The organism is Serratia sp. BFP-2025 (assembly GCF_050880365.1).
GTDB classification, from domain to species: Bacteria; Pseudomonadota; Gammaproteobacteria; order Enterobacterales; family Enterobacteriaceae; genus Serratia; species Serratia surfactantfaciens.
This window is the reverse complement of record NZ_JBPAFV010000004.1, coordinates 162,520-175,118: the sequence shown is the minus strand read 5'-3', so window position 1 is coordinate 175,118 and position 12,599 is coordinate 162,520. Positions and strand designations below refer to the sequence as shown.

The window sequence follows — 12,599 nt, the reverse complement described above, 5'->3', positions numbered from 1 at the left end:
AATGACAAGGGCGCGATGAGCGCCCTTTCTTTTTAATTCCCGCCTTTGGCCTTGGCCAGCTGGGCGCGGATGTTGGCCAGATGGCTCTGTCCCTTCTGCATCCGCTCCTGCGGGCTCACCACTTTACGCTCGGTTTCCCATGCCAGATCGTCCTGCGGCAATTCCAGCAGGAAGCGGCTCGGCTCCGGCCGCACCAGCTCGCCGTACTGGCGGCGCTCGCGGCACAGGGTGAAAATCAGTTCTTTTTGCGCACGAGTGATCCCCACATAGGCCAGACGCCGCTCTTCATCGACATTGTCTTCATCGATACTGCTCTGGTGCGGCAGCAGGCCCTCTTCCATGCCCACCAGGAACACGTAAGGGAACTCCAGCCCCTTGGAGGCGTGCAACGTCATCAGCTGCACCTGATCCAATTCTTCTTCGCTTTCACCTCGCTCCATCATGTCGCGCAGGGTGAAGCGGGTCACGACCTGGGTCAGCGTCATCGGCTCGTCCAGATCGTTGCCCTCCAACATCTCCGTCATCCAGCCGAACAGCGTATTGACGTTCTTCATTCGCATTTCGGCGGCCTTCGGGCTGGTCGAGGTTTCAAACAGCCAGCTCTCATAATCCACGCCGCGGATCAGATCGCGCACCGCCGCCACCGGCTCACGCTCCGCCTGCTGGGCGATGCCGCCCAGCCAGTGGGTGAAACGCTGCAGCGATTCCAGCCCGCGCCCGGTCAGGTGCTGGCTCAGCCCCAGATCGAAGCTGGCATGGAACAAACTCTTGTTGCGCTGGTTGGCCCACTCGCCGAGCTTCTGCAGCGTCGCCGGGCCGATCTCGCGCTTGGGAGTATTGACGATACGCAGGAAGGCGCTGTCGTCCTCCGGGTTGGTCAGCACGCGCAGGTAGGCCAGCAAATCCTTGATCTCGGGGCGAGAGAAGAACGACGTACCGCCGGAAATCTTGTACGGGATGCGGTTCTGCATCAGCATCTTTTCAAACACCCGAGACTGATGATTGCCGCGGTACAGAATCGCATAGTCGCCGTAATTGGTCTTTTTCACGAAGTGGTGGGCGATAAGCTCCCCCACCACGCGCTCGGCTTCGTGATCCTCGTTATTGGCGGTCACCACCTTCAGCTCTTCGCCATACCCGAGTTCGGAAAACAGCCGTTTTTCAAACACGTGCGGGTTATTGGCGATCAGGATGTTGGCAGCCTTCAGAATGCGCTCGCTGGAGCGATAATTTTGCTCCAGTTTGATCACCTGCAGCGCCGGGAAATCTTCCTTCAACAGCACCAGGTTCTGCGGCCGCGCGCCGCGCCAGGAGTAGATCGACTGATCGTCGTCGCCCACCACGGTAAAGCGCGCGCGGTTGCCCACCAGCAGCTTCACCAGCTCGTACTGGCTGGTGTTGGTATCCTGATACTCATCCACCAGCAGATAGCGGATGCGCTGCTGCCAGCGTTCGCGCACCTCTTCGTTGCGTTGCAGCAACAGCGTCGGCAACAGGATCAGATCGTCGAAGTCCAGCACATTGCACGCCCGCATATGGGCGTGGTACAGCCCGTAGCAGTGGGCGAACAGCTTGTCGCGCTCCGAGCGCGCCAGCTCCGCCGCACGCTGGGGATCGATCAAGTCGTTTTTCCAGTTGGAGATGGTCGAGATCAGCTGCGCCACCAGCGTTTTGTCACTCTCCAACCACTTTTCGGTCAGCTCTTTCAACAGCGCCAGCTGATCCTGGTCGTCGAACAGCGAGAAGTTGGACTTCATTCCCAGCGCCACGTATTCCCGTTTGATGATCTCCAGCCCCAGGGTATGGAAGGTGGAAATCATCAGCCCTCGCGCCTCTTTGCGGCCCAGGGTTTGCGACACGCGCTCTTTCATCTCGCGCGCGGCCTTGTTGGTGAAGGTCACGGCGGCGATATGCCGCGCCTGATAGCCGCAGTGGTGGATCAGGTGAGCTATCTTGTTAGTGATAACGCGCGTCTTGCCGGAACCGGCGCCGGCCAACACCAGGCAGGGCCCGGTAACGAATTCGACGGCTTGTTGTTGGCTGGGGTTTAATCGCATGGTGCTGACTTGCTCGACTGTAAAACGTGGAAGGGAATTGTAGCAGAAAGCGCCGATGAGATTTAGCGGGTATAATCAGCGCAATTTTCGCATCGACAAAGGCATTACCATGGCAAAAACGGCGTGCGCCCTGCACATTCTGGTAGACAATGAAAAGCTGGCCAACGAGCTGCTGGCCAAGCTGAAGCGCGGCGTCAGCTTCGACACGCTGGCGCGCAAATACTCGAGCTGCCCGTCAAAACGCAACGGCGGCTCGCTGGGCGAATTCAACAAGGGCGCGATGGTCCCGGCGTTCGACAAAGCGGTGTTCAGCATTCCGCTGCTCAAACCCTACGGCCCGGTCAAAACCCAGTTCGGTTACCACATCATCAAGGTGCTGTACCGCAACTAGGGGGCCTGCGCCCCCTGCTGCGAATTACTGCGCGCTGGCGTCCGTCGCCGGCACAGCCACCGCGGTGTCGGCCGGTTTGGCTTCTTCCGTCACCACCGCCGGCGCCGGCATCATGATGCCGTCATAGGTTTCCTGCAGCTGCTTCATGCTCATTTCCGGCTCGCCCTTCGGCTGCAACAGCACCAGCGTCGCCTCCTGAGACAGCTGCAGCTTCAGCGCCTGATTCAGCGTATCCAGCGTCAGGCTGGACAAGAACTCCTGGCGCAGCTTCTGATACAGCTCCGGCGCGATATCCACCACCCCGCTCTGCTGCGAACGCAGGCGCTGGCTCATCAGCACGTCGGTGTCGGTGCGAGCGTAGGTGGCGAACAGCTTGCTCAGCTGATCGTTTTTCTGCGCCAGCAGCGCATCGAATTCCTCTTTCGACAGGCCGTTGTCACGCACGTTGGCCAGCTCGCGGGCGATAAAGCCCAGGCTGCCGTTCAGGTTGTTGTTCGGCGTATCCAGGTGGATGGCGCACTGCCCGCGCTGGTACTGCACGCGGCAGTCAAAGCCCAGATGCAGGTTCTTCTGGTCGCTTTTTTCCAGCGTTTGCTGGAGATGCCAGAACAAGGCCTCGCGGGCGAGATCGCCACGCCAATAGCGGAGCAGGCTCTGCGAATCGCGAATTGGGTGCCACGGCGAATCCCACATGATCGACAGCGTATCCTGTTTCACCTGCTCGCTGATCAGGCTCACCGGCTGCTGCGGCAGCGGCGTCAGGGTCGGCATCGGGGCCGGGGTTTCACGCTTGCCTTGCAGCGGCGAGAACGCCTTGTTGATCTGCTCGCCCAGGCTGCGGCTGTCGACCTTGCCGACCACGAACAGCGTCATGGCGTCCGGGGTATACCACTGCTGATAGAATTTCTTCAGCTGTTCGAGATTGACCGGCCGTTTCGCCGGCTGCGCCGGATCGTGCGCCAGCAGCGTCGAGCCTTTCAGGCGGTAACGCCACCAGGCGTCTTTGGTATTGGGCGGGAACGTGCCGACCGGATTGATGCTGGAGTTCATCACCGCATGCACCGTATGCTCGTCGATCGCCAGTTTGCCGGTGGTGTCCGCCAGCCAGGCCAGCGCTTCCTTCAGCAGGTCGGGCCGGTTGTTCGGCAAGCTGAGGTTATACATGGTGAAGTCATACGAGATGATAGCCGGCGGCAGCGGCCGTTCGTTATCCACGCTCTGTTGCCACAGGGCGCGCAGCTGCGGCGCGGTGAAGCTTTCGCTGCGCGCCAACGCCAGCCGCGGCAGCAAGTGGGCGAAGCCGGTCTGTTGAGAAGACTCCACCAAAGAGCCGGTATTGACGATCAGCCGCAGTTCGACGCGGTCGCTCGGCCGCTGCGGCGTATCGAGAATCTGCCATGAAAACCCGTTGGCCAACGCCCCCTGCTGCCAGGCAGGATCGGGTTGTAGTGCTTCAGCCTGCACGCTGCTACTGGCTGCAGCCAATAGCAGCCCACCAACTATAAGATGAATTCTGGTGCCCTGCATGTGAACCCCTACTTAATGACTATCCAATTTCTTATGCAAATGCGTGTATTCCATTCAATGGAATCATAAAAATACGCCCTGAGTTTCACAGTGGGGCGGAAAGCAGAAAGTGTACCATCGTGTTAGACCGCGCGCCTTTGCGGATGTCACTCATTAGAGTGAAAAATAATGGATAGCGGGGTTTTTAATGCAAGAAATCGTTACGAGGCAGGGATAGAACCTCACCGGCCGCGGCTGCGGCCGGTGATTTACCGCCGATATCAGGCGGAAGGCAGCGTTTTGTCCGCGCCGGCGTTTTTGTTGTTCAGCGTGTCTTTCAGCTGTTGCTCATCCAGCTGATTACACCATTTCGCCACCACCACGGTCGCCACGCCATTGCCCACCAGGTTGGTCAACGCGCGGGCTTCCGACATAAAGCGGTCGATGCCGAGGATCAGCGCCAGGCCGGCCAACGGCAGGTGGCCGACGGCGGAGATGGTGGCGGCCAACACGATAAAGCCGCTGCCGGTCACGCCCGCCGCCCCTTTGGAAGAAAGCAGCAGCACCACCAGCAAGGTAACCTGATGCATGATGTCCATATGGGTGTTGGTCGCCTGCGCGATAAACACCGCGGCCATGGTCAGGTAGATCGAGGTGCCGTCCAGGTTGAAGGAGTACCCGGTCGGGATCACCAGGCCCACCACCGATTTCTTGCAGCCCAGCTTCTCCATTTTATCCAGCATGCGCGGCAGCGCCGACTCGGACGACGATGTCCCCAGCACGATCAGCAGCTCTTCTTTGATGTAGTTGACGAATTTGAAGATGCTGAAGCCGTTGGCGCGGGCGATGCTGCCCAACACCACCACCACGAACAGGATACAGGTGATATAGAAGCACACGATCAGCTGGCCGAGTTGCACCAGCGTGCCGACGCCATATTTACCGATGGTAAACGCCATGGCGCCGAAGGCCCCCAGCGGCGCCAGGCGCATGATCATGTTGATGATGCCGAAAATCACTCGCGAGAAGCTGTCGATCACGTTGAAGATCAGCTGCCCTTTCTCGCCCAGACGATGCAGAGCGAAGCCGAACAGCACCGCGAACAGCAGCACCTGCAGAATGTTGCCGCTGGCGAACGCGCCGATCACGCTGCCGGGGATGATATCCAGCAGGAACGGAATGATGCCCTGCTGCTGCGCCTGCTCGGCATAGACCGCCACCGCTTTGGCGTCCAGCGTGCCGGGATCGACGTTCATGCCGGCGCCCGGTTGCACCAGGTTGACGATCACCAGGCCGATAATCAGCGCAATGGTGCTGACGATTTCAAAATACAGCAGCGCGATGGCGCCGGTGCGCCCCACCGCCTTCATGCTTTCCATACCGGCGATACCGGTCACCACGGTGCAGAAGATCACCGGGGCGATAATCATCTTGATCAGTTTGACGAAGCCATCGCCCAGGGGTTTCATTTGGGCGCCGAGGTCAGGGTAGAAGTGGCCAAGCAGGATACCCAGCGTGATCGCCGTCAGCACCTGAAAATAGAGGCTCTTAAAAATCGTTGTTTTCATATGAACATCCTATGGGGGGAAGACACGCACCAGGCAGCAGTCTAAAAATCCAGCCTGTTCATTGCTTGCGCGGAAAATAACACCCACTTAACAACATGGAAATAATTTGTTGCACCCCAGCCTCGGGGTTGATGTGAATTTAAGAGCTGAAACGCGTCAGTCCGGGTGCAAAACTGAAAATTGCGTAAGCCTATGTTTGCACTAACGCAAAAGAGGTAGGGAGAGAATGGCGGTTTTCGGACAGGGAAAAGTACCGGAAAGGTAACGCGGCGCTCAAGGCGCCGCGCGGCAAAACTCGGCTTCGAAGGCTTCGCGCGGCAGCGGCCGGGCGAACAGGAACCCTTGCCCGCTGCGAATGCCGTGCCTCAGCAGCCAGTCGCGCTGCTCGGCGTTTTCCACGCCTTCGGCCATCACCGGCAGCGCCAGCACTTCGGAGATCGAACTGACGATGCGCACCATCGCATCGTCGGCCGGCAGCCCCTGAATGAAGCTCCGGTCGATTTTAATCAAATCGATCGGCAGGGATTTCAACCGGTTCAGGTACTCCAGGCTGGAGTAGCCCATGCCGAAGTCGTCCAGCGCGATCGACAGCCCCAGATCGTGCAGCTCGCGCAGCAGCGCCAGCGCGCGGTCGAGATCGTCGATGCGTACCGTCTCGGTGATCTCCAGCAGCAGCTTGCGCGGATCGATCCGATACTGCGCCAGCAGACTTTTCAGATGCGGAACGAACGCCTCGTTCTGCATCTGAATGCCGGAAACGTTGACCGCCAGCGGCAGCGCAATGCCGCGCTGCTGCCAGTCCGCCAGGATACGGCAAGACTCTTCCAGCACCCAGTTGCCGAGGGGCACGATCACGCCCAGCTCTTCCGCAAGCGGGATGACGTCGGCCGGCAGGGTATAGCTGCCGTCGTACTGCTGCCAACGCAACAGCGCTTCGGCGCCGATCACCTCATTGGATTGCATGTCGATCTGCGGCTGCAGGAACAGCGTGAAATGCCGCTGTTCAATGCCGTGCAGGATCTCGCTCTCCTGCGTCAGCCGCTTCTGCGTGCGTTCCGTCAGGCTGGGTTCGAAGAACAGGATCTGATTTTTTCCTTCGCGGTGCGCGGACATCATCGCCGAGGTAGCGCTGCGCAGCAGCTGTTCCGCGCTCTCCTCCTGATTGAGGTAGTGCGCGATGCCGATGCTGGCGTTAGGCCGCAGCGCCAGGCCTTCCAGCGTCAACGGCGCGTTGATCTCCGCCATGATGCGCCGCGCCAGCTGCATGGCGTGGAACGGCCGCTCGATGCCCTTGGCCAGGATGGCGAATTCGGTATTGCTCAGCTGCGCCAGCACGCCGTTTTCGTCGATGCAGCCGCGCAGTTTCTTCGCCAGCGCCAACAGCAAGGCTTCACGCATCGCCGGGCTCATCACGCCGGAGGCCTCATGCAACGTCTCGATGCCGATCACCAGCAGATTAAAACGCTCAGGGCGCAGGCTGGAGGCGATATGCTGTTCCAGCAGCGCGTTCAAGAGCACCGCATTCGGCAGTTCGGTCACCGGGTGACGGGTGCTGAGGCGGCTCATGTCGGCATGCGCCTTGGCCAGCGTCTGTTGATTGCGGTTGTAGTTGCGCACCAGCAGGCCGAGCTCGTCGTCCTGATGCAGCGCCGGCAGCATCAGCTGGTGATAAGGCGCTTCGTCCTGCGAGATGTTTTCCAGCTCTTTGGCCATCGCGCGCAGTGGATGCACCATCAGCCGGTTCATGCACCAGGTGATGGCCACCGACAGGATCAGCGCCAGCAGCAGGTACGTCGACAGCATGGTCGACAAAATACTGAGGATAAACTGGTACATGCGGAACGAATCGGCCTGCAGCACCAGATAAGCCAGCGGCTGCTGGTTGGCCGGCACCCGCTCCAGCGAATAAAGCGGCACGGAAATTTGGATAGGCAATTCAAACAGCCGGGCGATCAGCGTCGGCACCGGCCGCTCCGGCGGAAAATTGGCATGCAGCGCCTGAAACTCATTCGGCAAGACGATATCCGCCCGGCTCAGAATGCCGACCGGCAACAGCGTGTTCAGCACCTTTTTGGCTTCCGGCACGTCCATGCGCAGCACCGCTTCCGCCAGCGGCTGACGCACGGAGTGGGCGATATTCTCCAGTTGCTGGGCGTAGTCATCCCTGCGCTGCTGCACAAAGTGGAATAACTGGATCACGATAAAAATGCAGATCGTGACCAGCGCCACGCCGGACACCGTCGCCATCTGCTTAATCGTTAACGAACGCCTGACCCGCAAACCTGCTCTCCGTAAAATCGGGCTGAAACAAAAAAGGGGGCTGACTCTTACCCGCCCCCTCGAACCGGGCTGAGTATACTCGATCATCGGCTGTTTTTATCTGGCTATGCCGCAGGCAGAACCAAGAAAATCGCGGGTTTCAGTCTTTTCCTAAAGCGGACAAACGCAACCCGGACACAGGGTAACAAAACTCCCCGGTGTCCGACACTCCGAATCTTCCCCCTCCCGGCTACTTGAAGTCGGCGTATGGCGTCAACGGCTGCGGCGGCAAATCGAGATCCCCCTGCCAGCCGGCCAGCGAATAGCGCAGATAAATTAATGCGTGGCTCGGCGTATAGTCTTTCGCCTGCTGGATATCGATGCCGGCGCCGAGCGTCCAGTGCGAACTGAGGCGGCGTTCGACGATCGCCCGCAGGGTATAGCCGACGCCGCTCGAGGAACTGCCGTCCTCGACGGCGAACTTGTCGGGCAGCGAGTCCGGGATCAGGCCCTGCAGCGGATAGCGGCGCTGGCTGTCGGTTTTTGAATGGGACAACGACACCGAACCGCCCAGCTCCCACGACCAGTTCTCGGTGCGCTGGCGGTAGTTGACCGGCAGTGACAGCGACAGATATTGCTGCGGGCTGTAATAGCCGCCCTGTCCCAGCGAATAGCCGCTCAAATCCTTCTGATAGTGCCACAGCATGGTATTGAGCCCGACGCTCAGACGGCGATTGTCTTCGTTGATCAGCTTGTAGTAATAGCCGGCCATCAACCGCTGCCGCTGGTTGTCCGCCACGTTCTTGCCGGTAATCTGGTGCGCGCTGAGATCGGCCCAGACGCCGTTCGCCTCGCCGCGATCGTAGCTGGCGCTCAGGCTGACGCCGGTGGCGCGCACGCCGCCCCAGGTGACGCCGGTATTCGGGTCTTTGGCGCCGCCGAACGCCAGCAGCGAGCTGGAGATCGGCCGCCGCGAAGCCGCCAGCGTCCAGCCGATGTGGTTCCAATCGCCGCTGTAGGCCAGGCCGCCGGTCCAGTCGACCACCTCAAAGCCCATCGGCGTCGTGCCGATGTCGGCGGCCCAGCGATCGTTTTTCCAGCCGGCCGCCACGCTGGTACCGGTGGTTTTCTGGTGTTCATCGCCGCGGCATCCTTGCGTGTGGCAGGTGCCGAAGGTCTCGTAGTATTTGCCGCTGCCGTCGGTCGAGAAGCGGCCGGCATCCAGCTGCACGGTGTCGGTGCGCAAGAAGGCGCGCCCGTCATACAGCGGCATGTCCATCTGCAGCATGGTGTCGTGCGCGTTGAAATCGGAAATGCCGCCGGTGCCGCTCGAGCGCCAGTAATCGTGATCGAGCGTGACGTTCACGTCTTGCTGTCGATACAGATCCGCCGCGTCGGAGCGGATGCCGCGTTTCAGCCAGTCGTCGCTCGGATTATTGCGCGTCAAATAGGTGTAACTGTCATTGTCCTGCGGCAGCGTCGGCGTGATGCCGCTGGCCACCATCGCCTGGCGGTAATCCTGCTGCGCCCGCTCAGGCTGTTGCTGAGCCCGCTCCAGCCGGGCGGCGTCACGGTAAACCAGCACCTTGGTCTGCCCGACGGGCTCCGAAGCCGCCGCCGTTTTCAGTCGGTCGAAGATAGCTTCGGCCTGCTGCGGATCGCCGACCGCCCCCCAGGCGTTGGCGACTCGCCGCTGGCTGTTGAGCGAAGCGTCTTGTGGCTGCGGTTCGGTTTTCAGCCGTTGCCGCGCCGCTTCCAGATCCCCCTGCGCTACATAGGCTTCAATCTCGCCCAGCTGCGCATCCGGGTTATTCGGTTCACGCCGTTTCACCCGCTGATAGTCGTCCAGCGCCGCCGCATACTCCCCGCGCGCCAGCGCCCAGTCGGCCAGCAGCAAATCGATGCGCGTGTCTGCCGGCTGCCGGCGCAGATAGGCTTCCGCCGCCGGTTCGTCACCGGCCGCCCGCAGCCGTTCGGCATGATCGATCACCGCCTGCATTTTCAGCCGCTGCGCCAGCTCGCGCATGTTGTCGTTCCACTGCGCAACAGGCAGCGTATTGAGCTGCGCCAGCGCCTGATCGTCGCGATCGCTGCCGGAAAGGTAGAGCGCATAGGCGTAGACCAACTGCGGATTAGCGTGCTGACGCTGCGCCAACTGTCGGAATAAGGCATCCGCCTGCTGCGGCTGCCCGGCCTGGCGCAGCGCTTGGGCGTAGCGGTAGGTCAGCCAGACGTCGTCGGGATCCATCGGCTGGGCGCGGCGATAGATTTCCGCCGCCTGCCGCCACTGCTGTTGCGCCGCCAATGTCTCCGCCTGCTGTTTCAGCATATCGAGCCGCAGTCCGTCGAGGGTGCTGCGCAGTTTGGCCTGCTGGCTGCCTGGCAGCCCATTAAGGTAGGCCAACGCTTTTTCCGGCGACTGCCGTTGATAGATATTCACCAGGCCGCGCAACGCGCTGCCGTTACCGGGATCGCGCCGCAGCGCCTGCCGATAAAACCCTTCCGCTGCGGCGTCATCTTTGCTCGCCACCGCCACATCGCCCAGGCCGATGAACGCGTCGCCGTCGCTGTCGTCGAGCTGACGCGCCTGCTGATATTTCTGGCGGGCCAGCGAGAGATTACCGGCCTTCAGCGCCTTGTCGCCCTCATCGATCGCCAGCCAGTAGCCGGTGCTCTTGATCAGGCTTTGCCACTTGCCGCTGTCGTAGCCGTTCTTGTCGGCGGCCAGCGCCTGACGAAACAGCTTCAGCGCCTGCGGGCGATTGCCGGCGCGCGAATAGGCCTGGCCGAGCGCGCCCAGCACCTCGGCGTCGTTCGGCGTCGCCGCCAGCGCCTTTTGCAATTCCGGAATAGCCGCCCGGCTGCCGCCTTTATCCACCTGCGCCAGGCCGCGCACCCGCGCCTGATAGGCCGGATCGGCCAACAATTTCTGCTGTCTGGCCAGCTCTTCGCGGGCGCTGGTCGCCTGATCGCCGGTGTCGAACACGCCGAGGAAACGGTTGAGCGCCGCCACGCTTTGCGCGCTGACCGGCATCGCTTTGACCTTATCCAACCACAGATCGGCGGCATCGCCGCGCCCGGCCGGATCGGCGGCGATCTTCTGCAGCAGTTCATAAGCCTGCGCGTCCTGATTCTGACTGAACAGCATGCGCGCCAGCGACATGCGCAGCGCCACGTTGCCTGAATATTGCTGGTCCAGCGCCTGCAGCTGCTTCAGCGCCTTCGCTTCCTGCCCCGGCAAGCGCGCCACCAGCCGCCAGTATTCCACCGCCAGGTCGAGCGTCGGCGGCTCGCCGTGGAACAGCGCATCGTACTGCGCCTTGGCCTCCGGCAACCGGCCGGCGGTCGCCATCAGGCGCGCCTGCTGCAGCTTTTGCCGGGTTTCCGGCTGGGTCAGCAGCATGTTCATTTGCGCCTGGCGATAGGCGCTGGACTGCGGCGCGAGGGTTTTCAGCTTATCCAGCTGCTGCTGCGCCAGCGCCATGTTGCCCTGCCGCAGCGCCAAACGCATGCGCGCGGCGATCACGTCCGGGTTGTTCGGATCCATCAGCTCGAGCCGGTACAGCGACTGGCGCACCAGATCGTCCTTGTTACCGGCCTCGCCGATGCGCACCTGCTCCAACAGCCACTGCTCCGGGGCCACGGCCTCCGCGGCGCGCGCCTGCGGCAGCATCGCCAGACTCAGCGGAATCAAATTCAGCCAGTTTATTTTGAAGTTGTGCATTGGCCGTCCCACGAGGGTTGCAATTCACCCTGACGATTAAAGCGATAACGTTGTTGATCCCATCCCTGACCGAACAGCGTCAGCGAGGCGCTGAAATAGGCGTCGTCGCCCGGCGGATGATCGCTGATGCGCTGCCGCTGCACCGCCAGCGCTTCAGTCTGCATCGCCAGCATCGGCAGCATGGAAGCGGAGAAACCGACCGGGCCGTCGCCGGTCGTTTTGCCGCTGGCGGTATCGGTTTTCTCCGGCGGCACGCCCTGTTTGGCGGTGAGCTGCGCCATCGGCTGGAAGCGTTCAAGCAGCACCGCCTTATGTTCATCGTCGTCCGCCAGCATGCCGGCCCACAGGTAGACCCGAATGGCGTCGTAACTGCCGACGTTCGGCTTGACGGTGTCCGGCTGCCAGCCGGTACCGACCCGCCACACCACCCAGTCCGGTGAGAAACCGTGCGGCGCGGTGTCCAGCCACAGCCGCTGATTGATCTCACGCATCGCGCGCCACGGGCCGTTCAGCGCCGCAAAGCGCGCCAACAGCTGCGGCGGCAGATAGCTGGGGTTCAAGCGCCAGCGATCTTCCGCCACGAACCCGACCTTGCCCGGCAGCAGCATCAACCCCAGGCCGGGAATGTCGGCCACTTCCTCACGGCCGATGCGTTGCAGCAGCAGCGTTCCCAGGGTTTGATAACGCCGGCTTTTCCACAGGCGGCCGGCTTCGAGCAGGTTGTATGCTATCCACAGATCGGCGTCCGATGCCGAGTTGGCGTCCAGCACCTTCCACTGCTTGTCGTCACCTTCGCCCCACAGCCAGGCGGGCAAATGCGCGCTGAGATCGCCCGCCGCCAGGTTGTTCTCCGTCCAGGTCAACAGCCGGTCGAAGGTCGGCCGGTCGTTGGCCACCAGGGCGAAGAACAGGCCGTAACTCTGCCCCTCCGAGGTGGTGATTTTGTTCGGGCTGCTCGGGTCGATCACCCGCCCCTGCGGACTGATGTAGAACTGCTTGTACTGTTGCCAGCCCGGCCACTCGCAGGCCGCCGCCGCGCTGAAGGCGCACAGCAGCAGCATGCCGAGCGACAGGCGTTGCAGCATCGCGTTCAC

General features: G+C 61.6%; 7 protein-coding genes. 1 reads left to right on the top strand and 6 read right to left on the bottom strand.

Annotated features, from left to right (window positions below):
- Positions 1-32: 32 nt before the first annotated feature.
- The gene (gene rep, locus ACRAWE_RS21475) at positions 33-2,057 is read right to left on the bottom strand and encodes a DNA helicase Rep (protein WP_004934177.1); all 2,025 of its coding nucleotides are present in this window, start codon (positions 2,055-2,057) and stop codon (positions 33-35) included.
- Positions 2,058-2,166: 109 nt separating this feature from the next.
- Between rep and ppiC the strand changes: the two genes are divergently transcribed.
- Entirely contained in the window at positions 2,167-2,448 is a 282-nt protein-coding gene (gene ppiC / locus ACRAWE_RS21470; protein WP_004934175.1) for a peptidylprolyl isomerase PpiC, read from the top strand.
- 24 nt (positions 2,449-2,472) lie between these two features.
- Here ppiC and ACRAWE_RS21465 read toward each other — a convergent pair whose 3' ends face one another.
- From ACRAWE_RS21465 to bcsZ, 5 genes are all read right to left on the bottom strand, one after another.
- Positions 2,473-3,975, bottom strand: a complete 1,503-nt coding sequence (locus tag ACRAWE_RS21465) for a M16 family metallopeptidase (protein WP_154747378.1) — start codon at positions 3,973-3,975, stop codon at positions 2,473-2,475.
- A 260-nt stretch (positions 3,976-4,235) separates the two neighbouring features.
- A complete protein-coding gene (locus tag ACRAWE_RS21460) occupies positions 4,236-5,522 on the bottom strand; it encodes a dicarboxylate/amino acid:cation symporter (protein ID WP_019452569.1) in 1,287 nt (428 codons plus the stop codon).
- 273 nt (positions 5,523-5,795) lie between these two features.
- The gene (gene hmsP, locus ACRAWE_RS21455) at positions 5,796-7,802 is read right to left on the bottom strand and encodes a biofilm formation regulator HmsP (protein WP_025160402.1); all 2,007 of its coding nucleotides are present in this window, start codon (positions 7,800-7,802) and stop codon (positions 5,796-5,798) included.
- Positions 7,803-8,031: 229 nt separating this feature from the next.
- Positions 8,032-11,505, bottom strand: coding sequence for a cellulose synthase complex outer membrane protein BcsC (gene bcsC, locus ACRAWE_RS21450; protein ID WP_432525856.1), 3,474 nt, complete (start codon positions 11,503-11,505; stop codon positions 8,032-8,034).
- Positions 11,487-12,599 carry a cellulose synthase complex periplasmic endoglucanase BcsZ gene (gene bcsZ / locus ACRAWE_RS21445; protein ID WP_432525889.1) on the bottom strand — a complete coding sequence of 371 codons (1,113 nt, stop codon included), beginning with the start codon at positions 12,597-12,599 and terminating at the stop codon, positions 11,487-11,489. Before bcsZ ends, bcsC begins: the two co-directional genes overlap by 19 nt.

Bases quoted from the DNA above. Each gene is read 5' to 3' on its own strand.
- bcsC (WP_432525856.1), bottom strand. From the start codon at position 11,505: ATGCACAACTTCAAAATAAACTGGCTGAATTTGATTCCGCTGAGTCTG.
- ppiC (WP_004934175.1), top strand. From the start codon at position 2,167: ATGGCAAAAACGGCGTGCGCCCTGCACATTCTGGTAGACAATGAAAAG.
- ACRAWE_RS21465 (WP_154747378.1), bottom strand. From the start codon at position 3,975: ATGCAGGGCACCAGAATTCATCTTATAGTTGGTGGGCTGCTATTGGCT.
- rep (WP_004934177.1), bottom strand. From the start codon at position 2,057: ATGCGATTAAACCCCAGCCAACAACAAGCCGTCGAATTCGTTACCGGG.
- ACRAWE_RS21460 (WP_019452569.1), bottom strand. From the start codon at position 5,522: ATGAAAACAACGATTTTTAAGAGCCTCTATTTTCAGGTGCTGACGGCG.